The sequence below is a fragment of the Micromonospora sp. NBC_00821 genome (assembly GCF_036347035.1).
Taxonomy (GTDB): Bacteria; Actinomycetota; Actinomycetes; order Mycobacteriales; family Micromonosporaceae; genus Micromonospora; species Micromonospora hortensis.
Genome location: NZ_CP108880.1, coordinates 4,975,054 through 5,002,052 on the forward strand (window position 1 = coordinate 4,975,054; position 26,999 = coordinate 5,002,052).

Here is a 26,999-nt window from a genome sequence, read left to right on the forward strand (position 1 = left end):
GGCCGCGGCGTCCGGTTCCCCCAGCATTTCCGAGGCCGGCGGTCAGGTGTTACGCCTTCGTGCTGTCTTGACGAAAAGGCACGTTCGGGGCGGTCCGGTTGGCGATCTCGTCGACCACGTCGGTCAGGCTGCCGCGCAGTGCCGCGGCGGCCCGCTGGCGGGTCGCTCCGTCGCCGTTCGTGGCGAGGTGTGCCAGCCAGTCCTCGACCCGCTCGCAGTCGCCCGCCTCGTGCAGCGCCGGCCGGGCGAGCTCGACCAGCCGTCCGGCGAGCGCCGCGGCGGGCAGCAGCCGGCCGGTGACGACGTCGACGCCGTGCCCGCCCATCCCGTCGCGGGCGGCGCGCCAGTACGCGAGCCGCATCAGCTCGGGGACAAGTTCCGGTCCCTCGTCGCCCCGGTCGACGGCGTCACCGGCGACGACCGCCAGCGCCCGTACCAGGGCGGCCAGTGCCGCGGACTCGGCGGCGGTGACGGGCACGTCGGCCACCCGCACCTCGAGGGTCGGGTGGTTCGTCGACAGGCGGAGATCCCAGAAGATGGTGCCCCGGTCGACCAGTGCGCCCACCTCGAGCAGCATGTCCACGTGGTCGTCGTACTGCTGCGCGGACCTCAGCAACGGAGGCGCGCCGGCGACCGGCCACCGCCCCCATGTGACGCTGCGCCAACTCGCGTATCCGGTGTCGCGCTCGGACCAGTAGGGCGAGTTGGCGGTGAGGGCGAGAAACACCGGCAGGTGCTGGCGCAGGTGGTTGCCGATCAGCACGGCGCGGTCCCGGTCGGGCTCCTCCACGTGGACGTGGACGGCGCAGATCGCCAGCTCGTCGTGCAGCCCACGGAAGGTGGCGGTGCCGCGATCCTGGCGGGGCCCTTCGGTGATGGGCGGCGGCACGGCACGGCCGAGCACCGGCGAGCCGCTCGCGATCACCCGCAGACCCGCCGACAAGGCTGCGGCCTGGACGGCGGCTCGACCTTCGACGAGCTGCGCGCTCAGTGCGTCCACGCTCCGGCACGGGTCGGTACGGGTCTCGACCTGAAGCTTGGTGATCTCGCCACCCACCCGGGCGCCGAGGGCCGGACGCGCGCGGTCGACGACCGTGGCCGCCGCCGGCACGACCTCACCCCGGTCGACGTCGACGACGAGGAACTCCTCCTCGACCCCGAGCAGGGGAATGGACGATCCCGAGCGCTGTCCCGTAGTCATGCCGACGCCGACCCCTCGCTGCCGGTCGTTCGCCGGCGCTGAGCCAGACTATGGGATGTGGTCGATGGGTTGAGGTCCGAAGCGCTCCATTATGGACAATGCGTCGACGAGTCCGGCCAAAAGCGCAGTGCGCTCCGGCATCCGGTCGACACAGACGTACTCGTCGGCGGCGTGTGCTCCGCCTCCGACCGCGCCCAGGCCGTCGAGGGTCGGCACGCCCAGCGCGGCGGTGAAGTTGCCGTCGGACGCGCCGGCGGCGTGCGCACCAACGAGGTCCGGAATGCCAAGCTGGCGGGCGGTCGACTGGGCCAGCTCCAGGAGCGGCCGCGCCAGCTCGGGCGACATCGGGTAGCGGTTGATCCCACCCTGCACGGCCAGCGTGGCTTCGGGCAGGAACGGCACCAGCCCGCGGATGGCGTGGTCCACGCGTTCGAGTTCGTCCCTGGTCCAGGCCCGGACGTCGACGGCCAGGCTGGCGCGTTCGGGCACCGTGTTCGTCGTGGTGCCCGCGGAGAGCAGGGTCGGCGTGACCGAGGTGCCACCGCTGTCCGCCGCGCCGAGCGTACCCAGCGTGAGGACCTGGTGGGCGACCTCGACCGTGGCGTTGACCCCGCGTCGTGGTTCGACGCCTGCGTGGGCGGCGCGACCCCGGACAGTGAGGCGGTACACCGAGCCGCCCTTCCTGGCCACCTTCACGTGCCCGTCCGGAGTGGCCGCCTCGCAGACGAGAACCGCACCCGAGCGCCGTGCCTCACGCTCGATCAGTGGCCGTGACGTGACGGACCCGGACTCCTCGTCGCAGGTGAGCAGCACGCCGACCGTCGAGGTGTCCGCGACCAGGCGCAGTGCCGTGAACATCTGCACGATGCCGCCCTTCATGTCGCACACGCCGGGCCCGGTCGCGACGTCGTTGCGGACGGTGAAGGGCCGGGACCGGATCGTGCCAACCGGGAAGACCGTGTCGAAGTGGCCGAGGAGCAGCACCCGCTGGCTGGCGGCCGGCCACAGCAGGTGCGGCAGGCCGTCGATCACGACCCGCCGGGCGGGCCGGCCGAGAGCTTCCTCACCCCATCGGGTGAGCAGGTCGGCACAGGACTCGAGATGGAGCAGCGAGCCCGGTGCCGACTCGGACGCGACGAGCGTGCCCAGCCGGTCGACCATGTCTGCTTTGAGCTGCGTCGCGGCGTCGAGCAGACGGCGTGGATGGTCCATCGATCCCCTCCAACCTCACGGGTGACGGGCCTGGCCAGGCGTGTCCGTCGACCATCGCAGGGGGGTCGGGGTGTGGTCACCCTTGTTTGTGCTCAGGCAGCCGGTTCACCTGCCGACTGCGGGATGGCCGACCCGTAGCCGAACTCGACGATGCGACGTGTGGACTCGGCGTAGGCGTCCTGCCCCTCGGGCGCGAAGGTGCCGAGCCCGTCGACGTATCGGTTGAACATGCAGAACGCGGCGGCGATCAGGACGGTGTCGTGGATCTCCAGGTCGCTGGCGCCCTCCGCGCGGGCGGTGGCGACCAGCTCCGTGGTGACGTGGCGGCCGCTGATCTGTACCGCGCCGGCGATGCGCAGCAGCGCCCGCAGTTTGGCCGAGATCGGGGCGCTGTCGAGGTCGGCGCGCACCTGGTCGACGAGCGTCATGCCCTCATCGAGCTGTGCCGCGGCGAACGCCGAGTGCGACGCGCAGCAGAAGGTGCACTCGTTGCGCCCGGAGACGTACGCCGCGATCAGCTCGCGCTCGCCGGCCGGGAGCGAGTGAGGGGCACGTAGCAGCACCTCGGCCAGCTCGTTGAGCGGCTTCGCTGTCTCCGGGCGGTACCGCATCGGACCGGATATGCCGGGAAACTGCTTCTCGTCGATCCCCAGATCAATGTGCGCCATGGTCGTCATGCCTCTCAGCCGTGAGTCGTGGAGCGGTCGGGCAGCGCTCGTGCCGAAGACGACTGCCGGCACCTCGGATGGCGCCGCCGCCGCGTCGCGCCGCCACGATCTCATTCCGTCCGCCGGGCGTGCTTCTTCAATCGTGCTCTGTTCCAATGACGATCGCGCGATCCCCTACCCTCCACTGTCGACACTGGCAGTGGCGCGGTGCGGGGACACCCCCACGCCCGTCGGATGTCCGCCAGGAGCAGACGTATCGGGCCGATTACGGCAGCAACGAGCCGTGCGTACACCGCGGCGGTCAAGGCGTGAGCCGACGTGGCTTCGCAATTCGACAGGCCGAGTGGACGCGTCGGTAGCAACAAACCGTCTACCGGTCACGTTCGTCTCCGGATCTGCCGCCGAGCGGGCGCGCGAGCAGCGTCACCGGAGTCACCCTCCGTAGCGAAGCCTTCGAGGTTGCCTGGCCTCGATACGGCACGATGGCGGTCATGGCTCGGCGGTTGAGCCGAAGACCTGCCACGGCCAATCCGGAGGAGGCACGGTGACTCAACGCTCGGGGCCACAGCGAGGCCAATGCCCTGTCTGTAAACGTCTCGTGGCCCTCACCACCGACGGGAAGGTCCCGCGGCACAACGGCACCATCCGTGCCTACGCTCCGCCTGAGGACTGCCCGGGCGGGGGACAGCGAGCGGAAGCCACAGGCCGTGCGTGACAGCGAGGCCGTGCCGTCTGCGCCAGCGTGGGCGGCCGCAAAGAGAGCGACAGCCCGGACGCCTCGACCGAAGCCTGGCCAGGCCACGGTCGCAGGTCAATGAGACAAGTAGCCCGCTGGTCGGGCGCCCGCGAAGCGGAAGCCTCGCGCTTGACGGATAGGTCGACCATCTGCTTATGTTGATGATGTGACTAAACCCCCCGCGCCGATGCGCGAACCCACGTATTTCATCCTCGCCGCGTTGCAGGACGAGCCGTTGCACGGCTACGCCATCGTCAAGCGCGCGCAGGAGTTGTCCGACGGGCGAGTGCGGTTGACGACCGGCACGCTGTACGCCGCGCTGGACCGGCTCAACGCTGAGGAGATAGTGCGGGTGGCCGAGGAGACGGTGGTCAACGGTCGCGCCCGTCGCACGTACGAGCTGACCGAGCGTGGGTTGTCCGCACTGCACGAGGAGGCGGCGCGGCTGATCGCTGCGGCCCGGGTCGTTCGAGACCGCTCCGTACGGTCGACGGCCGCGACGGTTCGGACGGCGCCGGCATGACCGGCCTGGAGCGCCGCTACCGGTGGCTGCTGCGCGCGTACCCTCGGGCCTACCGGCAGTACCGCGCCGACGAGATGCTGGAAACGCTGCTGGTCGCGGGCGAGACGGACCGAAGGCACCCGAGGCTTCGGGAGTCCCTCGCACTCCTGGTGGGAGGTCTGCGGGTCCGCTCCGGCGTAGACCAGCTCCGCTCCCGGGACACCTTGCGATACTCCGCCCTGCGATCGACCGCACTGTCCCTGCTCGTGTGCGGCGTTGCCCTGACAGCCCTGCCGCTCACGTGGCGCTTATGGCTGCTGTTGCCGGGTAATTCTGCCAGCTTTCTCTATGAGCGAAGCTCGGTCACGCCCGCATTGCTGCTTCTCGCGCTGGTCGCCGCGGTGTGGGCTCGCTACCGCCTCGCACTCCCCATAACCGTTGTCGCCTTCGGCTGGGAGATCTGGCATTCCGCGGCGAATGACCTGAGGTACGCGGTGGAGCCATTGGCAAGGTTCGACACTGCTTTGGGGCTCCGGACAGGCCTCTACCTGATCATGCAAGTTTCTACGTGGCTATGCTTGTTAGTCGTGGTAACAATGGCGCCACTGCTTCGAGCGCGCCCACCACGGGCCACGCGACCATGGGCCTGGCTTCTTGCCGCCACGATGACAATAGCGTTCGTCACGCCCAATCCGCTCAATGGCTGGGCAGACGGTTTGACCCTACCGGTCATCATGGCCGCCGGGCTGGTGGCGGCCCTCGTGGGTGCGGCGCTTGATGTGCGGGTATCGATAGCGGCCAGCGTGGTCCTTCTGGCGCTGATGCTGCCTATGCTGGCCTATCAGCCGACAAATTGGACGCTCTACGGTTGGGACTGGAACCCGCGAAATTTGCTCCTCGAAGCCGTGGTCGGAATTTTCGCAATCAACGTCACGGTCAGCAGAATGGCCGCCCGCCGGCAAGTCACCCTATGACGGTGTGGTCGCGCGATCAGTACGAGGCGTTCCCAGTCACGACTATGCCGCCGCCGGCCTACGTGCTGTGCCGCGGGTGCGGCGCGGCGCGCTGGGACCGGACGGCAACCGGTGACCCGCACCGGCCCGGACCGGCCCTGCTCCCGGGCTGAGGCCGGTAGCAGGCACGGAGGTAAGGATCTTCACCGTGGCCGGCACACGTACCGCGAACTAGGTAGTTCTTGCCGATGTGCAGCAGTTTGCGTCTTGGCACGATCGCTTCTGCCGGGTGTGGATCTAGCGGCTCGCTCTCATGCCCGGCGATCCGATGGTCAGTGACCGCAGAGAGGCTTCACGATGGAGAACACTACTGACACCGACGAGGCCGGCATTGACGTGTCGGCACCGGTGGTCAGCCGCCACAGCGTCACGGTGACCGCGTCGGCGGACGCCGTGTGGCGGATCCTCACCGACATCGACGCATGGAGGACCTGGCTGCCAGAGATCCCGTACGCACGCGTGGAAACACCCGGTCCGCTCGCCCCGGGCTCCGTGTTCCGCTGGTCGGCCGCCGGCATGGAGATTGAGTCGACGATCGTTCAGGTACGGCCGCAGGAACGCCTCGTGTGGCGGGGATACGGTGACGGACCGGACGGCGTCCTCGGCGTCCACGTCTGGGCTCTCACTCCGGCCGGCGACGGTGTGGAGGTGTCGACCGAGGAGTCCTTCGCCGGCCCGCCTGTCGATGCCGACCCCGCGCCGTTCCAGGAGGGCCTCGACACCACCCTCGCCAGGTGGCTGGAACGACTCAAGGCCACCGCCGAGGCGGTGACCCCCTCGTGAAGAATCGAGCATTTGCCGTCGCGACGGCAGTGGTCGTGGCCGGCCTCGTGGGCACCGCAGGTGCGCCGGCTCGGGCGGAGGTCAGGCGCGATGTCGGTGCCGACCAGGCGACGGTGCGATGCGCGGGACGGACTGTCGACACCACGGCGAAGATTCGCTATCGGACGGAGACGACGATCGACGCTCCGCTACGGACCGTCTGGAAGTTGCAGACCGACGTGGAACGCTGGCCGTCGTGGCAAAAGCCCGTTTTGTCCAGCAAGCGGCTCGATCGTGGCCCACTGCGTCCGGGTTCGTCATTCCGATGGACGACACCGGTCATCGAGACCGCGCTGAATCCCGCCACGACCCTCGTCGTCACCTCCACCGTCCGGCAGCTACAGCACCAGAGGTGCCTTCGGTGGGACGGCCCGGCGGTCGGTGCAGGGCTGCGCATCGACGAGGGGGTTCACGTCTGGACGTTCACCGAGGTTGACGGCCGGGTTCTCGTGCGTACCGAGGAGACGTGGCGCGGTGACCAGGTCGAGCAGGACGTCGATTTCTCCACCGTGGCTCTCGGGGCGGGCCTGGAAACATGGCTGACGGAGCTGAAGACGCGTGCCGAACGGGAGTGTGACCGGGCCCAGCGCCCAGCGCTGACGTGACCCAGCGGCCCCGTCGGTCTCGTACCGGCGGGGCCCCTTCATCGGCCGGCCCGGCCCGGCCCGTCAGCGGAGGAGTTCTCGTAGCTGCCGGCGTGAGGTGATGCCCAGCTTGCGGTAGAGGTTGCGCAGGTGGGCGTCGATCGTTCGCGGGCTGACGAACAGCAACGCGGCGACCTCCTTGGTGCCTGCGCCGGAGGCGACCTTGCGGGCGACGAGTAGTTCCCGTGCGGTCAGCCCCGCGAGCGGATCGACGTCGTCGGCCAGGGTCGGCTCGCCGATGGCATCCAGTTCGCGGGCGGCGCGGCCGGCGAACCCGCGCGCGCCGATGGTGGAGAGCAGTTCGTGCGCGGCGCGCAGCTCCACCCGCGCCTCGGCGCGACGGCCGACCCGTCGCAGCCACTGCCCGTAGAGCAGTCGGGCACGCGCGTAGTGGACTCGCATCCTGCTCCCGGCGAACCGGCTGATGGCGGCACGGTAGTGGTCCTGCGCGCCGAGCCCCGGGTCGAGCAGCGCACTCGCCAGCAGATGCGCACCGGTCGTCCACGCGTTCGGGTTGACCCGTGCGACATCCCCGATCCATTTAGCCGATTCCTTGGCTTCTTCGGGACGTCCGACGTACGCGGCGGCTTCGACCATCTCGTGGTGGAAGACGGAGGCGGCGTACGCGCCGCGCCGGTGCTGGTCCCGCACGAGCAGCAACGCGTCGAGCGCGGCCCCATGGTCGCCGCTGCCGTTGCACAGCACGCCTTCGGCGTAGTGCAGCGCGGTGAAATTCACCCCCACCCAGCCGCGCAGCTTCTCCCGGATCTCGCGGAACCGGTCGACGTCCCCGCTCCAGGCGGCAAGCATCAGGTCGGACCCGACGAGGTTGGACGTCCCGGCGGCCTCGTCGACCGCACGCGCCTCGATGATGCAGACCTGCGCGTCGGCGAAGCGGCCCACGATCGTCCGGGCTGTCGCCTGGAAGCGCAACGCATGGGGAAGGATCGCGTAGGCGCCCTGCACCCGGGCGAGTTCGACCTGACGGTCGGCGATCTCCTCCATGGCGTCGCTGTCACCGAGGTCGACGCTCAGCACGCAGGCGCGTTCCATCCACCACGGATCCGCGTCGGGCGTGCGGGCGTGGTCCCGGAAGGCGTCGACCGTGCGGCGCATCAGGGGCATCGCCTCGTCCACCGGGCGGAGGTTCTGCTCGACCAACGCCTGCAGCAGCAGGTCGACCGGGCGTGGTGGCTGACGCTGGGGCACCCGTTCCCCGATGTGCAGGGCGAGCCGCCGCAACCTCCCCGGCTCGTCGACGCTGAACATGAGCGATGCGAACGCCTCCAGGTAGGTCTCGCGGACCTCGTCGGGCCCCACGCCGTCGGCCGCCTCGATGAGCGCGATCGTCGCCGGGATGGTGCGTGCCACGTGATAGTCGATCGTCGCGCGTAGCAGTCGTGCGGCGCGGCGGTCGACGGGGTCCGGGTGGAGACGCTCGGCCTCGTCCACCAACTCCCGGGCGGCAGAAGGTGCGCCCGAACCCAACCGCGCCCGGGCCGCGGCCAACAACCGGCGGGCCTGCCGCGACCGGTCGGGTGTCAGTCGGGCCGCGCGCTCGAGGAACGCGGCCACTGCCGCGAACCCGCCGCGGCGTTGTGCCCGCCCGGCCGAACGCTCCAGCTCGGCCGCGGTCTCCTCATCCGGTCCGGTGATCGCGTTCGCCTGGTGCCAGGCGCGACGGTCGGGATCGACGTCGACGTCGGTACCGGCGGCGAGCGCCGCGTGTGCCTGCCGTCGCGCCCCGACGCCGGTCGACAGGTACACCGCGGAACGCGCCAACGGATGCCGGAAGTGCACCCGGGCCCCGGTCACCAACAGGCCGCTGTCCTCGGCCGCGGTCAGGTCCACGGCGTCCAGCCCCTGGATCGCCATCGCACGCCGCAGCAGAACGAGGTCACCCGTCGGCTCCGCCGCGGCGAGCGCCAGAACCGAGCGCGTGGGTGCCGGCAGCCGCAGGAACCGACTCACGAACCGGTGCTCCACGGCGCGGTGCCCGGCGTCCCCGGGTAGCCCGAACGGTCCGGCGTCGCGGGCGAACTCCACCAGGGCGAGAGGGTTGCCGGCCGCTTCGGCGAGGATCCGTTGCACGATCGGTGCCTCGTGGCCGAAGGGTGCCCGATACCGCAGCAGGGTGAGGGCCTCCGAATCGGAGAGCCCGGTGAGTGTGAGGGCGGGTAGGCGACCGAGCTCCGACACCGAGGCGGCGTCGCGGGCAGCGAACACCATGGCGACCCGCTCCACCGCCACCCGTGCCGCGACGAAGGCCAGTACCTGCCGCGAGCCGGCGTCGATCCACTGCACGTCGTCGACCGCGCAGAACACCGGCCTGCGCCGACCTGCGGCACTCAGCAGGCCCAGGACGGCCAGCCCGACGAGCATGGGGGTCGGCGTGACCCCGGCCTGCAGCCCGAACACCGCGTCGAGCGCGCTCCGCTGCGGTACGGGGAGCCCAGCGCGGTGGTCGAGCACGGGCGCGCACAACTGGTGCAGGGCCGAGTAGGGCAGCTCGCTCTCGAACTCGACACCACCGGCCCGCAGCACCTGCCATCCGTCGAGCCGCGAAGCGGTCGCATTGATGAGCGTCGACTTGCCGATCCCCGCGTCACCGAGGACGAGCATCGCCCCGCCACGGCCCCGCGCCGCGGCTGCCGTCACCGAGGCAAACTCGCCCAACTCCGTCTCGCGAGCGACGAACAATCCCGACCTGGTATCTGTCATCAGCTTCTGCGTGTCGCCGGACGAATGGTGCCCTCCGGTTGATCGGCCCCACCGATGGTAACCACAGCAGCGCACCGACCGGGACGGCCGCCGGGTCCGGAGTCGACGCCCCTACGAGGGCAACTCGAACAGTTCCAGCTGAATGCCGTCGGGGTCACGCAGGTAGAGGATCTTCGTGCCGGCCAGCGCCCCCGCTTCGACGCCATCGCCGTCCTGGAGCACGACCGGATCGGCGTTGACGTGCACGCCCCGCCGCACCAGGTCGCGGTGCGCCGTGTCGAGGTCGTCGACCTCGAAACAGAGGTGCATCACCCCAACGTCAGAGTTGCGCCCGGCGAAGGGCCTCGGCTGCGGGCTGTCGTACTGGATGAGTTCCAGAAGGACGTTGTCGCCGGCCAGCGCGAACGATGCCCGCATCGACGCGTTCTCCACCTCGACAACCGCACCGATCGCCGGGTTCGTCGCCGAGATCGTCACTCCGTTCGGCGTGATGCCGAGGACGTCCTCGTACCACCTCACCGACCGTGCCAAATCGCTGACCGGCACTCCGATGTGGTGCATCCTGGTCACTTTGCTCATGATCCCCATCCTGAGGGGCGACCCACCACTGTGGAAGACACAGATCTTCCGCGTACCGCTGGTACTACCCAGCGATGGCGGATCATGGGTTCATGAATGACCTCGGCGCCGCGCTGCGGGCCTGGCGGGATCGCATGGATCCGGCCGCGGCCGGTTTAACGGACGCATCACCTCGCCGCGTCGCCGGGCTACGGCGCGGCGAGCTGGCAGCACTGGCCGGCATCTCCCCCGAATACGTGGCACGCCTCGAACAGGGCCGGGCGGCCACACCGTCGGCGCAGGTGTGCAGCTCCCTGGCCCGCGCGTTACGACTGTCCGACGACGAGGAGGCGCACCTGATGCGCCTTGCCGGCTTCGCCGCGGCCCCGGACCGGATACCCCACCTGATCCCCAGCAGCCTGCACCGCGTCATCGACCACCTCGGCGACACCCCGGCGGCCGTCTACGACGCCGTGTGGCGGCTGCTGCACTGGAACCGACTGTTCGCGGCCGTCTTCGGCGACCCGGCGGGCGCCATCGCCGACGACCGTAACGCCTTGATCGTCCAGTTCGAATCCCGAAATCCCCGAGTCCGCCAGACCGACACCGAGCGCGCCTACTTCGAGCAGTCGTTGGTGGCCGACCTGCGCGCCACCAGCGCCCGCTATCCGAATGATCCCGACGTGGCGGCACTGATCTCGCGGATGGCCGGGAACGACAGGTTCTGCCGCCTCTGGGCCCTCCGCGCGGTGGCCAATCACGAGAGCGCGCACAAGACCGCCGTACATCCGGACGTGGGGGCCATCCCGCTGGACGCCAACGTTTTGACCACCCAGAACACCGACCTGCGCCTCGTGGTCCTCACGCCTCGGCCCGACACTGCCGCTCGCGAAAAGCTGGATCGACTGGGTTGACGACGCCGGACCCGGTCTGGGCCAGGGGACGTCGAGGCCGCCCAGGCAACAGGCGGCGTCCGAACTCGTCCGTCACCGCAGGTGAATCCCGATAGGTAACGGCGGATCGGACGCCGGCCAGCCCACCCCGGCCCGAATAGGCAATTTCCACCGATGCGGTGCGGGGCTCCGCTGCCGCATCGTCTCCGTGATCCCGGTGGCGGGCGACGAGGTCGGTCTGGAGGATCTGACGTGGGCGTGGTGCGCAGGCGGCTGGCCGCGATCATCGCATTGACGACGGTGTCGACGTTTCTGTACGCCCTGGAACCCCCGACACCGGCGGTAGCGGTGCCGCAGGACCGGGTCACCGCGTCCTGGAACCTGCAGGGCCAGCACCAGGGGGGCGAAGAGCCTCCGGAGTCGCGGTGGGTGGCCGCTGTGCAGCAGATGTTCCACCAGGAAGGGGTGCAGGTCGCCGCGCTCCAGGAGGCGGGCAGCCAACCTCCCCCCCGGGCGGTGTGGACCGATCGTCAGTTCACCGAGGCCGGCGTCACCGAGCATCTGTACAACATCGGCACGGGCGACCGCCCGGACCTGTTGCAGATCTACTGGGCCGACACCGGTCAGCAACGCAACGGCCTGGCCATCGTCACCCGGGAGACGGTGACCGACGCCGTGATCCTGCCGGTGGGCGGGCGGTTCAACTCGCGGCCGATGATGGGCGTCCAGATCGGCTCTGACTGGTACTTCACCGCCCACGCGCTGTCCAACGGTCGGAACAGTGCCAACGACGCCCCCGACATCATCGAGACGGCTCGGCAGTTCATGGCCGGTCGCCCCACTGGCGAATGGATGGTGCTGGCCGACTTCAACCAGGATCCCGCACGGATGCCGGCCGCGTTGCAGAGCCGCATCGTCGCGGCGGGCCAGCCCACCCACGAGGGCGGCGAGGAGCTGGACTTCGCCTACGCCAGCATCGGAAACAACAACACCATCAACGCTGAGGTGCGCGGCGGGAACTCCGACCACAGGTATGTCCGTTACGTCGTGAACGCCGGCTGTGGTTCCGGCGGTGGTCTCGCGCCCCGGACGACCGCCGAGCGGGACTGCTACGCCCCGGTCCCCGGCGACACGTACCGCTTCTTCGCCCGCCACCTGGAGCACGCGGTGATCGCGTTGAAGACGAACGACGGCGATGACATCGGACCACACGTCAGGACGCCGCGTGGCAGCCTCGACGAGGCCCTCCAGGTGCGCTTCAGCACGGCGGGAGGCCAGTACCAGCTCGCCTGGCCGCAGGCCGACCCGGCGACCGAGCGGTGCCTGTCCTGGGACGCGAACTCCCGGAGCACCGGCAGTACCCTCTGCTCGGAGCAGGCCGAGGTGTCCCGGTGGCAGTTCAAGGACGGGCAGATCTTCACGCCCGGGCTCGGCGGCTCCCTGCAACCCTCCGCCAACGCTCTCAGGGCGCGGCTGGTGGTCGGGCAGGACTTCTACCAGTGGCGGCCGGAGCCCCGCAACGGTATCGGCCCGCGCTGGGACCCGATCGGTGAGTTCCGGGACGCCACCCCGGCCGGCTCGGAGACCCACTTCCCCGACCTCGACGGCGACGGCGACGCCGATCACGTCATCGTCCAGCCCGACGGTCGGCTACCGGCGTGGCGCAACGACGGCGTCCGATCCACCTGGACCGCCCTCGGTGACATCAGCCCGCCGGACCGGGGTCTGCCCGGGACGGTGCACTTCGGCGACCTCGACGGCGACGACCGGGACGACTACCTCCGGTTGCTGACCGCTGACGAGTCGCCCACCGGGACCCGGGTCATCTGGATGTCCCGCAACGAGTCCGACGGCGCGCAGAAACGATGGGGATCACCCACCACCGTGGCCAACAACCTGCTCTACGAGAACCCGCGCTTCGTCGACATCGACGGCGACGGAGACGACGACCTGATCAACTCGGATCGGCTGAGCCACGCCAGCCTCTGGGAGAACCGGTCCCCGGGCCGGATGCCGGTGCCGGGCGACTGGCACTCGGTCAGCGGCTTCGCGACCCCCGCCGACGGCTATTACCAGACGTCGTTCTCGGATGTCACAGGTGACCGTCGGGCCGACGTGCTGCGCGTCGACTACCCCAGCGGCAAAGTGCTGGCCTGGGAGAACACCGGGGCTCCGTGGAGCGCGACGACCGGCTGGCGGTCACTGGGCCCGATCCGTGACGATGGCCCGTTCGCCGGCACCACCGGCCTGTTCGCCGACCTCGACGCCGACCTGATCGGCGACTTCGTCCTGGTCAGCGCCGTCTCGGGTGGTCTCGACGGTTGGCTGCTGCCCCGGTACGGCAGCGCGGATCCCGGCCCGGGACAGCCCGGCCAGGGCGGCGGGCAGGACCTGCCGGCGGGAACACTGCCGGCGTACGGGGGTGGGCCACCCCGGCCGCAGCTCGACGGCCGGCTGTTGCAGAACAGCACGTTCACCGGCACGGACAAACCGTGGTGGGTGAACGCCGGAATGACGCCGAAACTGGACGGCGGGACCTTCTGCGTGACCGCGCCCGCGTCCACCAACCCGTGGGACGTCCTGGTCGGGCACAACAGCATCTACCTGCCCGGCGGCGCCACGTACACGCTGCGGTTCCGAGCCCGGACGAACACGGCGGCGAACCCGCTGGTCTACCTCGCGCCCTTCGACAACCCCACCAATGTCACGTACCTGAACAAGGGCTTCACCACCGGCACCGCCTGGAAGGAGTACGAGTACAGCATCACCACGACCTACCCGGAGCCGTACCGGTTGGCCCAGCTCCAGTTCCGGCTCGGTAAGTCCACGGCGCCGTACGAGTTCTGCATGGACGACGTGACGCTCACCGGCGCCGAGTACGCGTACCGGGCCGACGCCGGGCCGGACCTCAAGGTGAACCAGCACGGCTACCTGCCCAACGGGCCCAAACGGGCGACGTTGCTGTACGGCGCGTCCCACGCGGTGCCGTGGACGCTGCGCCGGGCCGGCGGCGGCGCGACGGTGGCGACGGGTCGGACCACCCCGACCGGCTTCGACGCGTCGGCAAGCGCCAACACCCATGTGATCGACTTCAGCCACGTCACGACCACCGGCCGGTTCGAGTTGGTGTACGACGGCTGGGTCGACCGCCCCAGCCACCCGTTCGACGTCCGCGCGGACCTGTACGACCGGCTGCGCGCCGACGCGACCCGCTTCTTCTACACCAACCGCAGTGGCATCGCGATCGACGGGGGCATCGCCGGGGCGGTGTACGCCCGCCCGGCCGGGCACGTCGCGGAGTCACCGAACGGTGGCGACACCCAGGTGCCCTGCCAGCGGCCGAAGTCGTTCCTGAACAACTGGACCTGCTCCTACCGTCTGGACGTCACCGGCGGCTGGTACGACGCCGGCGACCACGGCAAGTACGTCGTCAACGGCGGCATCGCCACGTACCAGCTCCTGTCGACGTGGGAACGCAACCGGCCGGCGGCGCTCGGCGACGGCACCCTGGCCGTGCCGGAACGCGGCAACGGCGTTCCGGACATCCTCGACGAGGCCCGCTGGAACCTCGACTTCATGCTGAAGATGCAGGTGCCCGACGGTCTGCCGCTGGCCGGCATGGTCCACCACAAGGTGCACGACGAGACCTGGACCGGGCCGCCGATGCTCCCGCACCAGGACAAGAAACCCCGGGAACTGCACCGGCCGTCGACCGCGGCCACCCTGAACCTGGCCGCCGTCGCGGCCCAGGCGGCAAGGATCTACCAGGCGCACGACGCCGGCTTCGCCGCCCGGCTGCGCGCGGCGGCCGAACGCGCGTACGCCGCGGCCCGGGCCAACCCGGCGCTCTTCGCACCGTACGAGGACCGCAGCGGTGGGGGCCCCTACAACGACGGGGACGTCTCCGACGAGTTCTACTGGGCCGCGGCCGAGCTGTACCTGACCACCAAGGACGCCACCTACCTCACCGCCGTCCGGGTCAGCCGGTTCCACACCGCCGGTGCGGCCTTCAGCCAGAACGGTTTCTACTGGGGTTCGGTGGCCGCGCTGGCCCAACTCGATCTGGCGCGGCTCGGCACCGAGCTGAGCGACCGTGAACAGATCGAGGGATGGGTGGTCGCCGCTGCGGACCGGCTGATCTCGTTCCAGAAGGCCGAGCGCTTCGGGCAGACGTACTCCCCCACCACGGGACGCTACGACTGGGGCTCGAACGCGTCGATGCTGAACAACCAGGTCGTCCTGGCCACCGCCTACGACCTCACCGGCAACGACAGGTACGCCGACGCCGTCTTCGAGGGGCTCGACTACCTGTTGGGCCGAAACGCCCTCGGGCAGTCCTACATCACCGGCTACGGCAGCAACGACGCGAAGAACCAGCACAGCCGGTGGTACGCGAAATCGTTCGACGCCCGGTTGCCGAACCCGCCGGCGGGATCGGTCGCCGGTGGGCCCAACTCCAGCCTCCAGGACCCGCTCTCGGCGAGTTGGTTACATGGGTGCGCCCCACAGCTCTGCTACGTCGACAATCTCGAAGCCTGGTCGGTCAACGAGATCACCATCAACTGGAACTCCGCACTGACCTGGGTTGCCGCGTTCGCCGCCGACGTCGCTGGCCGTCGATGACCGGGCTGACGGCGCGGGGCAGCCGATGGATCTGAGGCACGATGCTGACCTCCGTCAATCTCCAGGATTTCTGATCGGGCGTGTGGCCGAACTCGCGGAGCTGTGGGACGCCGTGCAACGGCTGCGTCTCGGCGCCGGCGGCGTGGTCTGGATCGAGGGCGAGCCGGGGATCGGCAAGTCGTCCCTCGTGGCGGCCGCTGCCCACGTTGGCAGAGAGCTGGGCTGCCAGGTGTCAGAGGGTGTCGCCGACCAACTGGCTCATCCGCCACTCCTGGGCGTTCTACTCGACTGCCTGGAGATCAGGCCGCGCTCGACGGATCCCCACCGGGCGCGGATCGCGGCGTTCCTGAGCGACAGGCGATCCGTCCTCGATCTGGCCGACGCCGGTCACGCCGCGGCGGCCGTGGAGATGGTCGTCGCTCTGGTCGACGAACTGTGCACCGCCGGCCCGATGATGCTCCTCGTCGACGACGTGCAGTGGGCCGATGACGCGTCCATCGATGTGTGCCGCCGGCTGGCCTCGGTCGCCGCGTACCTGCCGTTGCTGCTGGTCCTCTCCTACCGTCCCGGCGTTCACCGGTCGACCGTGCGGCGGTTGCGCGACGTCGCTGTCCGGCGGGACGTGGTCCGCGTCCCGCTCGGCCCCCTCGCCCCGGAGTCGGTCCGCGATCTGCTCACCACACTCGTGGGCGTGCCACCGGGGGGCGGACTCGCCCGGCTCGCCGCTCAGGCGGTCGGCAATCCACTCTTCCTGCGGGAACTGGTCGAGTCACTGGTTCGCGAAGACCTGCTGGACATCGGCGCGCAGGCCGAGGTGCGTGACTCAGCTGTCGGCGTGGTCCCGAGGTCGCTGGCCGCGGCCCTCGAAGGCAGGCTGAGTGCCGTCCCGGCCGGCACCGTCGAGCTGATGCGGACGGCCGCGCTGCTCGGCGGCGAATTCGCGGTCACCGAACTCGCCGCGCTGCTCGGCCGTCCGGCGATCGACTTCTCCGCCGACCTCCAGGAGGCGGTGACGGCAGGCATCCTGGTCGAGGCCGGCCCTCGGATGCGGTTCCGGCATCCGTTGCTCCGGCAGGCCCTGTACGACGGGGTGCCGGCCGCGTTGCGCGCCGCACTGCACCTGGAGGTGGCACGGGCCTTGGAGTCCACCAGCGTCGAACCGCAGCGTGTGGCTCAGCATCTCCTCGCCTCCGGCGTTGTCGGGGACCGCTGGGTGCGGCGGTGGCTGGCCGAGGCCGGACCGGTGCTGGCCGGATGGGCGCCGCACCTCGCGGCCGAGCTGCTCCGTCGCGAAGTGGACCACGACCCGGGTGACGAGGACGTACGGGTAGGGCTCTGCATGAACCTCGCGCGGGTCCTCATCGCTGGCGGCGAGCACGAGGAAGCCGCCCATCGGGTGCGGCAGACCCTGGGGTTGGTCGTCGACCCGGACGACCGTGGGCAGCTCCACTGGATGCTCGCCCGCGCGCTGTTCAGTGGCGGGCACAACACCGCGGCGGTGGCCCACCTGCACCGGGCCCTCGCCCGAGCTGACCTACCTGACGCCTGGCGGGCCCGGCTGCTCGCCTCGCTGGCGATGTTCCAGCGGGCGGGCTCCGGGGACCTGGCGGCGGCGGATGCCACCGCTCGGGACGCGCTGCGCATGGCAGCCGTGGCCGGAGACGCTTTCGCGACGGCGTACGCGCTGACGGGTCTCTGGGCCAGCCACTCCGTGCGCCGGCAGCACCGGCTCGCCCTGCACAGCGCGGAGGGGGCGATCGAGGCGCTGGGCTTCGTCGCCGACCACGTCGACCTGAGGGCGTTCGCCCTGCACGGACGGATCTTCTCGCTCCAGAACCTGAGCCGGTGGACGGACGCGGAGGCGGCGCTGCGTGAAGCCCGGGACTTTCTGGGCGCGGCCAACCGCATGGACGACACGACCGCCGGGGTGACCGCCGCCGTGTTGCTGTTCTGGCTGGGGCGGTGGGACGACGCCCTGGCCGAACTCGACGCGGTCGCGCAGGACACCTCGGCGTCGACATACCGTGGGCTGCGCGAAGGCGGCCCGGGGCGGCTCTGGCACGGTGTGTCAGCGCTCATCGCCGGCCATCGGGGCGAGCGGGTCAGGGCCGCCGCCCATCTTCGCGCGGGATTCGACCGCCCGGTCGTGACCGTCGCCGATCGGGAAAACCTCGACTTCCTGCTCGTGGCGCGGTCCCTCGCCGCCGAGCAGGACGGCGATCTGCGGATGGCGTTGGATCATTTGGGCGCTCTTCTCGACCGGCGGCCAGGGGAGATGACCCTGACCCACCAGTGGCTGCCCCGGTTCGTCCGACTCGCTCTGGCGGTCGACGACCGGTCGGCGGCGGAGGCCGGGGTACGCGCCTGCCTGGCGGAGGCGGCGGCAGAGCAGGTGCCGGCCCGAGCTGCCGCGTCCGCCGACAGGTGTCGCGGCCTGCACGGCGGCGACCCTGGGGCGCTTCGTTCGGCCGTGGCTCACTACCGGGCCAGCGGGGTGCCGGTGGAACTCGCCGGGACGCTGGAGGATCTCGCCGTCGTCCTGGCCGAGCGGGGCGACACGGCGCAGGCGCGGACCGCCCTGAACGAGGCGGTCGACCTGTACGGCGGGTTCGGCGCGACCTGGGACATCCGTCGGGCCGAGGCCAGGCTGCGCAGTCGTGGGGTTCGGCGTGGGGTGCGCGGTGCCCGGAGCAGACGGGCCGGACACGGCTGGGACGCGCTGACCCCCACCGAGCGCAGGGTCGCCATGCTTGTCGCGGCGGGTCGGTCGACGCCGGACATCGCGCAGAGCCTGTTCCTCACCCGCCGGACGGCCCAGACGCACATCTCGCGGATCCTGGCGAAACTCGGCATGCGCAGCCGGGTGGAGATCGCGGGCGCGGTGCTGCGTCGCTCTCCGGAGGACGTCGTCGAGCGGTGACCGGCGCTGCCCGGGCGGTGGCATCCGGGTCGGACCCGGATGCCACCGTCCTCGCGTCAGCTGGCCGGGCCGATGAGCCGCCAGGGTTCCAGGTCCGAGTTGGCCCCGGTGCCGGGCACGTTGCCCTGGGTCCACCACTTGGCCTGCCAGACCTTGCCGGCGTACTTCACGGTGATGCTCTCCACCGACTGGGTCGCCGGGTTGTAGACCTTGCTGGCGTCCCAGGCCGGCGCCGAGCATCCGCCGGTCGCCGGGATGACCTTCGCGGCACCCCGGTTCTGCTCCGGCACCGAGGCGAAGGTGGTGCCGCCCAGCTTGAGTGTGGTGTTCACCGGCCCGGTCGCCGGGATGTAGTAGATGATCGGCACGTCCAGGCTCTGCCCGGCCGGGATGATCTGGCAGTAGTCCAGGGTGAGGCTGACCCGGTGGAAGGCGCCGGAGAGCCCGGTGCCGACATTCGGGCCGGTGTGCCCGGCCTGCACCTTCCACCGGCCGCCCTGGGCGCCGGTCTGCCAGTTGCCGTCCTTGATCAGCGGGGGCGTCGAGGTCGGCAGGTCGAAGGAGATGACGTTGTCCCTGCCGCCACCGATGGTCACCCCGGTGTTGTTGCTGATCCGGACGGTCGGGGTCAGCGGCCACAGACTCGCCGTGTCGGTCGGGTAGCGGATCAGGTCGACTGTCACGTCGACGGCCAGTGCCGGACGCTGCACCGAACTGCCGGCGGCGCGGCTGTCGCCGTACGCGGCGGCGCCCTGGAGCCGCTCGTGCAGCCGGTTGGTGAGGGTGTAGCCCATCACGCAGGGGTTGTCCGGGGCCGCCTCGGCCGGGCACTCGTAGTCACCGGAGAGTTCCCACATCATCACGCCACCCGCGCCCTTGCGGTTGACGTAGTCCACGACGTGGTCGAGGCCCTCGGTGTCCTGGATGGAGAGGTAGGTCTTCTTCTCCGGGTTCCACAACCAGGCGGTGCGGGTGGTCGCGTCCCAGTGCCGGTCGTACGTGCCGGTGCGCCGGTCGTTCGGGTCGCTGTCCGGGGTGAGGCCGACCGCGTTGGCGTAGCGGGGGGTGAGGTCGCGTTCCAGGTTCTTGGCGTGCCACATCGGGTTGACCCCCGCACCGACCTCTCGACCGTTCGCGTCGCGGTCGTGCCAGATGTTGTCGATGCCGACCGCGCCGTCGCCGCAGGGGCGGACCAGGCCGGTGCCCGGCTGGCAGGTGCTGCCCACGGCTCTGCCCCACATGCCGTTGCTGCCGCCGGTGACGTTGCGCCAGCCCCGGCTGTAGTACGGGATGCCGATGTTGATGCGTCCGGCCTGCATCGCGCCGCGCAGGTGGTGGAAGGCCCAGTCGGTGTTGAAGTAGCCGGTCTTCTGGTACTCCGGCGTGGAGTAGAGGTCGCTCAGCTCCGGGTCCTTGCCGTCGTCGTGCAGGGCGGCGTTCGGGCCGACCACCTCGTTCCAGGAGCCGTGGTAGTCGTACGCCATCAGGTTCGTGTAGTCCTGGTAGCGCAGCGCCTTCTGGTTCTCCATGCCCCGCACGAGATAGCCGGAGGCCGACGTGGCGGAGGTGAGCAGGTAGTAGCGACCGTTGGTGGCGGACGTCCGGTCCAACTTCTCCCGCAGCGTCTTCATCAGGGCCGTGTACGAGGTCGGCAGTCCCTTGCGGCGCGACCGCGCATCGCCCCAGTCGTTCGGGTTGCCGGTGTCGTCCAGCACCGTCGGGTACTCGAAGTCGATGTCGACGCCGTCGAAGCCGTACCGGCCGAGGAAGTCGACGACCGAGTCGGAGAAGGTGTTGATCCCGGCCTGGTTGGTCGTACCGTCGGCGTTGGTGGTCATGCCGTAGAAGCCGCGGCTCTCCGCCCAGCCGCCCACCGAGATCAGCGTCTTCACCCGGGGGTGCAGACGCTTGTAGGTGGTCAGCAGGTTGAAGTGCCCCCGGTACGGCAGGCTCTGGTCCATCTCGGTGCCGGGAACGTTCCAGGTCATGCCGGTTGCCGGGTTGTTCGGGCCATCCGCGCCGACCGAGATCCGGTTGTTCTCGACTCGGGCGAAGGCGTAGTTGATGTGGGTCAGCTTTGACCACGGCATGTTCTTGACCAGGTAGGAGGGCTTGCCGTCGGCCCCGGTGCGGCTGCCGTTGAAGTAGCCGATCACCCGACGGCTCCGGCCCTGGCCGAGCCACTCCCGGCCGTCGCCCTGGTAGACCCGGCAGTAGGGGGTGCTGGTGCCGGCGGTCGGGATCATGCCGTCCGGGCGGCACTGCGCGTGGTCGGTCGGCACCACCGGTCGGGTGCCTCCGTTGTCACCGCCGGCATGCTGCTCCATCGGGTCGCCGGCCCCGCCGTTGCGACTGCCGCCGGCCCGACCGGCGGGATTGCGGGCGACGATCTCGTCGATCAGCTTTCCGCCCGGGAAGTCCATCATCACGATGCCGAGCCGGTCCATGGTCTGGCGTCCACCGAAGTTGCCCGCCCGGTTCGGGTAGAACTCCGGGCACCTGTCGTTGCTGGCCCGCAGGCACTGGATGAGGAACTCGTTGACCCCGGTCGCCGTCGGGGTGCCACCGGCGACCGTGTACGGATGGGCCAGGCCGCCCGTGCCGCTGGTGAAGTTCATGTAGAGCGAGCCCGGCTCGTGGTCGTGTCGGGTCTGCTCGCCACGGTTGGCGTCCCACACCCCGTTGGTCTTGCGCAGGTGCGTGCGAACACTCTCCCACTTGTCGTCGATGTCGCTGACCTGGGTGACGGTGAAGTTGTCCTGCACGTAGCCCTCGTAGGAGCCGCCGGCGGGGTAGAGCTGCCCGATGCCGTAGCCGCCGTAGATGCCGCCGGCCGGTCCGCGGAACCCGAGCAGGACGATCTTCCCGCGTACGGCGCCGAGGGTCGGCGTGGTCGTCTGCTCGACACCGTTGACGGAGTTGCCCCAGAACAGGCTTCCCCAGGCTCTGCCCTGCCTCGTCTCGTCACCGTTGCCGGTGTGGTAGCGGCCGGTGAGGTACGAGTCGAAGACCTTCCGGCGCCACTCGGTGCTGTCGTAGCCCTCCGCGTCGACGCAACTTCCATCGCTGCCCAGGCACTCGGCCTTGAGGTTCAGCAGCACCGTCTCGGTCGGGTTCGCCCGCAGGAACGTCTCGATCTTCGTGAGCACGTCGGTGAAGTTGGCCCACTGGTAGTAGACACCGTGGTGGACGGTGAACGTCAGTCCGGCGTCGCCTCTGTCCACCCGGACCCTGATGTCGATCGACCGGATGCCGGCGTCCAGTTGGGTGGCCAGGGTCTCGGCGCTGTACCCGTGGCGTTCCTGCGTCTGGGTGAGGCTCGTCGAGATGAATTCGCAGTCGCCGTTGCCCGCCGACTGGCCGCAGAGCGCGAGGGTGTCGTGGGTGCCGGGAATGGACAGGTCGGCCAGGCTGGCGTCGTCCGACACCCGTGCCATCCAGTCCCGGTTGGCCTCGGCGGCGGATTCGATGGTGCTGTAGTGGTCGTTGGCGAAGGCCGGCGTGGCCGGACCGGCGACAGCTGTCGCGGTCGTCGCAACCAGGGTCATGACGAGCAGGGCGATCGCTGGCCTCGGCTGTCGGGAGCGCCGTGGCCACCGGAGAATCGGCTTCTTCGCCGGACCCGGTGGGGCGGATGCTGAGTGTGTCGTCGGCATGGCAGACCTCCGGCAGGCGTGATCGCGCGTGCGAGCACGCATCGATGGAACTACCTGCAGTCTTGGTGCCGCGCCGCGTCGAGACATCTGTCAGATGACGACGTTGTTGACTGGTGCGATGTTGCCGTTTTGGCGGACGAAGCCCGGCAGACCTCCGGCCTGGAGCAGCGTCCCCCATGCCACCGATCAACATCAACGTCCGTCACAGGCAGGCCGACGACCACGAGCTGGACTCGATTCGCCCACTGCCGTTGCAGCATTAATCCTGCCCTCAGGTTGATCGGGGAGGATGAGCGCAAAACCATCAACTGGAGGGAGCGGACCGGCGTGCGGATCATGATCGTCGACGACGAGGCGGCCATCCGTGAGTCGCTGGAGCGGGTGCTTCAGGTCGAGGGTTACGGCACTAGCACCGCCGCCAACGGTCTCGCCGTGCTCGACGGGATCGGTGGCGCGGCGCCGGATCTGCTGATCCTCGACGTGATGATGCCCCGCCTCGGCGGGTTGGAGACCTGCCGGCGGTTGCGGGCGGCGGGTCGGGATCTGCCGGTGCTGATGCTGACCGCCCGGGATCAGGTCTCCGACCGGGTCGCGGGGCTGGACGCGGGCGCCGACGACTACCTGCCCAAGCCGTTCGCCACCGAGGAGTTGCTGGCCCGGGTCCGGGCTCTGCTGCGCCGCCGCGCGCCGGGCGACGACGAGTCGCAGATCCTGTCGTTCGCCGACGTCCGGCTCGATCCCGACAGGTTCGAGGCCTGGCGGGGTGGGCGGCCGCTGTATCTGACCCGGACCGAGTTCTCCTTGCTACAGGTTCTCGTGCGCAATGCGACCCGGGTGTTGACCCGCGACGTGCTGTTCGAGGCGATCTGGGGCTTCGACATGAGCACCACAGCCAACAACCTCCAGGTGTACGTGAGCTATCTGCGCCGCAAGATGGAGGCCGAGGGTGAGCCGCGACTGATTTACACGCTGCGCGGCTTGGGGTACACGCTGCGGGAGACTCCTCCGTGAGCAGACCCGCCGGCCGGGAACCGCGACGGCCGACCCGATGGTGGCGCCGGCGGTCCCTGCGGACCAGGCTGACGGTGATCGCGGCGACGGCCATCGCGGTCAGCGTCTTCGTGGCCTTCCAGGTGGCCAGCGAGCTACTGGACTCGGAGCTGCAGGACAACGCCGAAAATCAGTTACGCGCGGACTCCCGCGTCCTGGCGACGACCGTGGAGCCCACCGGTCTGGCGCAGGTCCACCTACCGCCGTATCCCGGGTCCGGTCGGCTGGTGCGGGTCATCCTGCCCGACGGCTCGACCCGGACGCCGGCCGGCCAACCCGCGCTGCCCCCCGTCAGCGGGCACGCCGGGCGCGTGGCGCAGGGGGCGTCGGCCGACCTGATGGAGTCGAACGACAGCGACGACGACGGCTACCTCATCTACACGCTGCGGGTGGGCGACGGCGCGGTCCAGGTGGCCCGCAACAGCGACGACACCCCGATCAACCGATTCGGGTTCGGCATGCTGCTGATCGGACTGCTCTGCGTGGCCGGGGGCGCCCTTGTCGGGCGGACCGTGGCGCGGACCGGACTGGCACCGATCGACCGGCTGACCGCCGCCGCGGTTCGTGTCGCGCAGACCCGGGACCTCGACGCCGACATCCCGGACGAGGGCGGCGGGGAGATCCGGAGGCTGATCCAGTCAATCAACGACATGCTCGCCGCGCTTCGGGACTCCCGGCGAGCCCAGCGGCTGCTCGCCGAGGACGCCGCCCACGAACTCAAGACCCCGCTCACCAGCCTACGCCTCAACGTTGAGCTGCTGATCCGGCTCGATCGGCGCGGCACCCTGGACAGCGCACTGCCGGCGGAGAGTCGGACCCGGCTGCTCAACGATCTCGGCGCCCAGGTGGCCGAGTTGAGTACCCTTGCCGCCGAGCTGACCGACCTGGCGCGCGGCGACGTCAGCGACGAGAGCACCGAGCTGCTCGATTTCGCCGACGTGGTGGTGGCCGCCGCGACCCGGGCGCGTTCCCGCGTGCCCGACATCGAGGTCGCGCTCGACGTGACCTCCGTCTGGGTGAGCGGGCGTCCCGCTGCGCTCCAGCGGGCGGTGCTCAACCTCATCGACAACGCCGGCAAGTGGTCCCCCGCTGACCAGCCGGTCCAGGTCCGGCTCCGTGCCGAGGGCACGTCGGCGGTCCTCGAGGTCGACGACGCCGGGCCGGGCATCGACGCCGCCGACGTACCGCGGGTGTTCGACCGGTTCTACCGTGCCGACAGCGCCCGGGCGCTGCCGGGATCAGGTCTGGGCCTGTCGATCGTGCAGCGGGTCGTCGACGCCCACGCTGGCCGGGTCACCGTCGCCCGGTCCGCACGCGGCGGCGCGCTGCTGCGCATCATCCTTCCGGCCGCCGCCCCGCCCGCTCGGGTCACCCGGCTCAGCGCGGGGGTGGACACGGTGGCGCTCTGACCCTCCGCAGCACGGCGCCGGGACCGCCACCGCGCGCGGTGCCAGGACCCGCCGCAGCGGGCGGCGCAGGACAAGGGCGGCGGACACGGTGACGGCCGCCGGGCCAGGACAAGGATCCGGGACGGGCAAGGGCCCGTCCCGGATCTCGACTGTGCCGCCGCGCTCACCGTTGCGGCGCGGGCCCCTCCACGAGCGGCCGTTGATCGTCCGGCAACTCCACCGGTCGGGACAACCGGCTCGGCCACCACATCCGCCGGCCGATCAGCAGGGTGAGGGCGGGCACCAGGACCGACCGCACCAGCAAGGCGTCGAGCAGCACGCCGAAGGCGACCAGGAACCCGACCTCGATCAGCATCACCAGCGGAAGTGAGGCGAGAACCGCGAACGTGGCCGCTAGAACCAGGCCTGCCGAGGTGATGACGCCACCGGTGGCGGAGAGGGCTTTGAGCATGCCCTCTCTGGTGCCGAGGCGCACGCTCTCCTCCCGGGCCCGGCTGGCCAGGAAGATGTTGTAGTCGATGCCGAGCGCCACCAGGAACAGGAATGCCAGCAGCGGCACCGAATAGTCGACGCCCTTGAACCCGAGGACCGTGTCGAAGACGAACACGCTGCCGCCGAAGGCCGCGGCGAATGAGACGATCACGGTCGCCATCAGGACCAGCGGGGCCACGATCGCTCGGAGCAGTAGCCCGAGGACGATCAGGACGACGGTGAGCACCAACGGGATCACCAGCTTCTCGTCGCGGGTGGTGGTGACCTCGGTGTCGAGGTTCTCCGCGCTCGGCCCGCCGACGATCGCCTCCGCCCCGTTCACCGCGTGCACGGCGGCACGCACCCGCTTGATCGTGTCGTACTCCGCGGCGCTGTCCGGCGCGTCGGTCGGGAACACGGAGATGTCGGCCCAGCCTCCGCTGGTCTGCCCCGGGACGACCAGGGCCACACCGCGAATGCCCTGGACAACGTCGAGCACCCGCTCCTGGTGCGCCGGCCGCGTGAAGATCGTCATCGGCTGACCGCCGAGCTCCGGGAAGTGCTGGCGGAGAACGGTGAAGCCGGTGACCGACTCCGGCGCGGACAGGAACTGGTCCTGCTCCCGCAGGGCGCCGGTGTTGCCCACCAGCCCGATGGCGAGCACGCCGAGGACTCCGAGCGAGCCGAGCGTCGCCACCCACCGGCGGCGACTGATGGCGGTGCCGAGCCGTCCCCACAGCCCCGGCTTCTCCTGCACGGCCGTGTTGAACCGCGGGATGGCCGGCCAGAAGATCCGCCTGCCAAGCACCACGAGCACCGCCGGGAACAGCGTCAGCATGGCCACCAGCGCGCACATGATGCCGGCCGCGCCGATCGGGCCCAACCCGCTGGTGCTGTTCAGGTCGGCGACGAGCAGGCAGAGCAGGCCAGCGATCACGGTGGCCGCGGACGCGACGATGGCCGGCGCCGCGCCGCGGAGCGCGTGGACCATCGCGACCCGGACGTTCTCGTGGTGGTGCAGTGTCTCCCGGTACCGGGCGATCAGCAACAGCGCGTAGTCCGTGCCGACACCGAATACCAGGATCGTCAGCAGCGCCGAGTTCTGGTCGTTGATCACGATGCCGAAGCCCTTGACGAGCAGGTAGACGGTCGCCATCGCGGTCAGTGCGGCCGCGCCCACAGCCATGAGCGGGATGAACCACAACACCGGACTGCGGTAGGTGAGGATCAGCAGGAGCGTGACGACGACGACGGTGGTGAGGAAGACCTGCAGGTCGACGCCGTCGAAGACGGCGTCCATGTCGCCGTCGACCGCGGCGGGTCCGGTCACGTCGAGTTCCAGGCCGGCGGGGCGGTCCTTCGCAGCCTCACGCAATGGGCCGACGATGGTCTCCGGTGCGCCGTATGTCGTGCTCACATCCAGGGTGAACATCATCGCCTTGCCGTCGGTGGAGGGTCTCGTCAGCGGGCCCTCCTCGTCCTCGCCGCCCGCCGCCGTCACCTTCGGCGGGTACCGCTTGGCAAGGGTGTTGTGGTGGCGCTCGACCGACGCGCGGTCGGCGTCGGTCATGCCGCTGGCGCGCTGGTACACGAAGACGAACGTGTTGTCCTCACCGCCGGGGAGGCTGTCCTCCAGCACCGCCACCCTGGTGGACTCGGCGCTGGCCGGCAGGGTGTCGACGGCTCTGTCGGTGGTGACCGAGCTCAACTTCCCGCTCAGCGGCACCATGACCGCCGCCAGCGCCAGCCACAACCCGATCACCAACCATGGCACCCAGCGGCCTGCCAAGCGACCGGCCGGCGCTCCCCCGGGCGGCGCTGCCTTGACTGCCATCACTGCTTCCTCCATACGGGTCAGTTCGCTCATCTGATGCCGACTTCGTACCGAGCGAATCTGAGA

16 protein-coding genes are annotated in these 26,999 nt (G+C 70.2%); 9 read left to right on the forward strand and 7 right to left on the reverse strand.

All coding sequences use genetic code 11. The features are described from left to right. Positions 1 to 49: 49 nt before the first annotated feature. The 3 genes from OHB44_RS22630 to OHB44_RS22640 form a co-directional block, all read right to left on the reverse strand. Positions 50 to 1,201, reverse strand: a complete 1,152-nt coding sequence (locus OHB44_RS22630; RefSeq protein WP_238684298.1) for a carboxylate-amine ligase — start codon at positions 1,199 to 1,201, stop codon at positions 50 to 52. 48 nt (positions 1,202 to 1,249) lie between these two features. Continuing rightward, positions 1,250 to 2,413 (reverse strand): M20/M25/M40 family metallo-hydrolase, encoded by a 1,164-nt coding sequence (locus OHB44_RS22635; protein WP_330438173.1) that lies wholly within the window; start codon positions 2,411 to 2,413, stop codon positions 1,250 to 1,252. Positions 2,414 to 2,505: 92 nt separating this feature from the next. Continuing rightward, positions 2,506 to 3,081: a carboxymuconolactone decarboxylase family protein gene (locus OHB44_RS22640; protein ID WP_238684397.1), complete on the reverse strand. Its 576-nt coding sequence runs from the start codon at positions 3,079 to 3,081 to the stop codon at positions 2,506 to 2,508. A gap of 902 nt (positions 3,082 to 3,983) precedes the next feature. Between OHB44_RS22640 and OHB44_RS22645 the strand changes: the two genes are divergently transcribed. From OHB44_RS22645 to OHB44_RS22660, 4 genes are all read left to right on the forward strand, one after another. Beyond that, the gene (locus tag OHB44_RS22645) at positions 3,984 to 4,340 is read left to right on the forward strand and encodes a PadR family transcriptional regulator (protein WP_238684300.1); all 357 of its coding nucleotides are present in this window, start codon (positions 3,984 to 3,986) and stop codon (positions 4,338 to 4,340) included. Further along, positions 4,337 to 5,293, forward strand: coding sequence for a hypothetical protein (locus OHB44_RS22650; RefSeq protein ID WP_330438174.1), 957 nt, complete (start codon positions 4,337 to 4,339; stop codon positions 5,291 to 5,293). Before OHB44_RS22645 ends, OHB44_RS22650 begins: the two co-directional genes overlap by 4 nt. 336 nt (positions 5,294 to 5,629) lie before the next feature. Next, positions 5,630 to 6,115, forward strand: a complete 486-nt coding sequence (locus OHB44_RS22655; protein WP_238684302.1) for an SRPBCC family protein — start codon at positions 5,630 to 5,632, stop codon at positions 6,113 to 6,115. Continuing rightward, positions 6,112 to 6,759, forward strand: coding sequence for an SRPBCC family protein (locus OHB44_RS22660; RefSeq protein WP_238684303.1), 648 nt, complete (start codon positions 6,112 to 6,114; stop codon positions 6,757 to 6,759). The genes OHB44_RS22655 and OHB44_RS22660 overlap by 4 nt, the downstream gene beginning before the upstream one ends. A 63-nt stretch (positions 6,760 to 6,822) precedes the next feature. On the opposite strand, the gene OHB44_RS22665 is transcribed toward OHB44_RS22660, so the two are convergent. Beyond that, complete coding sequence (locus OHB44_RS22665; RefSeq protein ID WP_330438175.1) at positions 6,823 to 9,519, reverse strand: AAA family ATPase; 2,697 nt, start codon at positions 9,517 to 9,519, stop codon at positions 6,823 to 6,825. A gap of 111 nt (positions 9,520 to 9,630) precedes the next feature. Next, on the reverse strand, positions 9,631 to 10,098 hold the full coding sequence (locus tag OHB44_RS22670) for a VOC family protein (RefSeq protein WP_330438176.1): 468 nt from the start codon (positions 10,096 to 10,098) through the stop codon (positions 9,631 to 9,633). Between the two features lie 92 nt (positions 10,099 to 10,190). Between OHB44_RS22670 and OHB44_RS22675 the strand changes: the two genes are divergently transcribed. The 3 genes from OHB44_RS22675 to OHB44_RS22685 all read left to right on the forward strand — a co-directional run bounded on the left by OHB44_RS22675 (position 10,191) and on the right by OHB44_RS22685 (position 18,513). Beyond that, positions 10,191 to 10,991: a helix-turn-helix transcriptional regulator gene (locus OHB44_RS22675; RefSeq protein ID WP_330438177.1), complete on the forward strand. Its 801-nt coding sequence runs from the start codon at positions 10,191 to 10,193 to the stop codon at positions 10,989 to 10,991. 231 nt (positions 10,992 to 11,222) lie between these two features. Beyond that, entirely contained in the window at positions 11,223 to 15,593 is a 4,371-nt protein-coding gene (locus OHB44_RS22680; RefSeq protein ID WP_330438178.1) for a glycoside hydrolase family 9 protein, read from the forward strand. A gap of 82 nt (positions 15,594 to 15,675) precedes the next feature. Next, a complete protein-coding gene (locus OHB44_RS22685) occupies positions 15,676 to 18,513 on the forward strand; it encodes an ATP-binding protein (protein WP_330438179.1) in 2,838 nt (945 codons plus the stop codon). A 56-nt stretch (positions 18,514 to 18,569) separates the two neighbouring features. Here OHB44_RS22685 and OHB44_RS22690 read toward each other — a convergent pair whose 3' ends face one another. After that, positions 18,570 to 22,061 carry a phosphatidylinositol-specific phospholipase C domain-containing protein gene (locus OHB44_RS22690; RefSeq protein ID WP_330438180.1) on the reverse strand — a complete coding sequence of 1,164 codons (3,492 nt, stop codon included), beginning with the start codon at positions 22,059 to 22,061 and terminating at the stop codon, positions 18,570 to 18,572. A gap of 444 nt (positions 22,062 to 22,505) precedes the next feature. Between OHB44_RS22690 and OHB44_RS22695 the strand changes: the two genes are divergently transcribed. Together OHB44_RS22695 and OHB44_RS22700 are read left to right on the forward strand one after the other, a co-directional pair. Beyond that, on the forward strand, positions 22,506 to 23,180 hold the full coding sequence (locus OHB44_RS22695) for a response regulator transcription factor (protein ID WP_266305528.1): 675 nt from the start codon (positions 22,506 to 22,508) through the stop codon (positions 23,178 to 23,180). Then, positions 23,177 to 24,628 (forward strand): HAMP domain-containing sensor histidine kinase, encoded by a 1,452-nt coding sequence (locus OHB44_RS22700; protein ID WP_330438182.1) that lies wholly within the window; start codon positions 23,177 to 23,179, stop codon positions 24,626 to 24,628. Before OHB44_RS22695 ends, OHB44_RS22700 begins: the two co-directional genes overlap by 4 nt. Positions 24,629 to 24,791: 163 nt before the next feature. On the opposite strand, the gene OHB44_RS22705 is transcribed toward OHB44_RS22700, so the two are convergent. Then, positions 24,792 to 26,933 (reverse strand): MMPL family transporter, encoded by a 2,142-nt coding sequence (locus tag OHB44_RS22705; protein WP_330438183.1) that lies wholly within the window; start codon positions 26,931 to 26,933, stop codon positions 24,792 to 24,794. Positions 26,934 to 26,999: the final 66 nt, after the last annotated feature.

What these genes read in the sequence shown, in the direction of transcription:
- OHB44_RS22630 (WP_238684298.1), bottom strand. Translation starts at nt 1,201, where the DNA reads ATGACTACGGGACAGCGCTCGGGATCGTCCATTCCCCTGCTCGGGGTC.
- OHB44_RS22635 (WP_330438173.1), bottom strand. Translation starts at nt 2,413, where the DNA reads ATGGACCATCCACGCCGTCTGCTCGACGCCGCGACGCAGCTCAAAGCA.
- OHB44_RS22640 (WP_238684397.1), bottom strand. Translation starts at nt 3,081, where the DNA reads ATGGCGCACATTGATCTGGGGATCGACGAGAAGCAGTTTCCCGGCATA.
- OHB44_RS22650 (WP_330438174.1), top strand. Translation starts at nt 4,337, where the DNA reads ATGACCGGCCTGGAGCGCCGCTACCGGTGGCTGCTGCGCGCGTACCCT.
- OHB44_RS22655 (WP_238684302.1), top strand. Translation starts at nt 5,630, where the DNA reads ATGGAGAACACTACTGACACCGACGAGGCCGGCATTGACGTGTCGGCA.
- OHB44_RS22665 (WP_330438175.1), bottom strand. Translation starts at nt 9,519, where the DNA reads ATGACAGATACCAGGTCGGGATTGTTCGTCGCTCGCGAGACGGAGTTG.
- OHB44_RS22670 (WP_330438176.1), bottom strand. Translation starts at nt 10,098, where the DNA reads ATGAGCAAAGTGACCAGGATGCACCACATCGGAGTGCCGGTCAGCGAT.
- OHB44_RS22675 (WP_330438177.1), top strand. Translation starts at nt 10,191, where the DNA reads ATGAATGACCTCGGCGCCGCGCTGCGGGCCTGGCGGGATCGCATGGAT.
- OHB44_RS22690 (WP_330438180.1), bottom strand. Translation starts at nt 22,061, where the DNA reads ATGACCCTGGTTGCGACGACCGCGACAGCTGTCGCCGGTCCGGCCACG.
- OHB44_RS22695 (WP_266305528.1), top strand. Translation starts at nt 22,506, where the DNA reads ATGATCGTCGACGACGAGGCGGCCATCCGTGAGTCGCTGGAGCGGGTG.
- OHB44_RS22705 (WP_330438183.1), bottom strand. Translation starts at nt 26,933, where the DNA reads ATGGCAGTCAAGGCAGCGCCGCCCGGGGGAGCGCCGGCCGGTCGCTTG.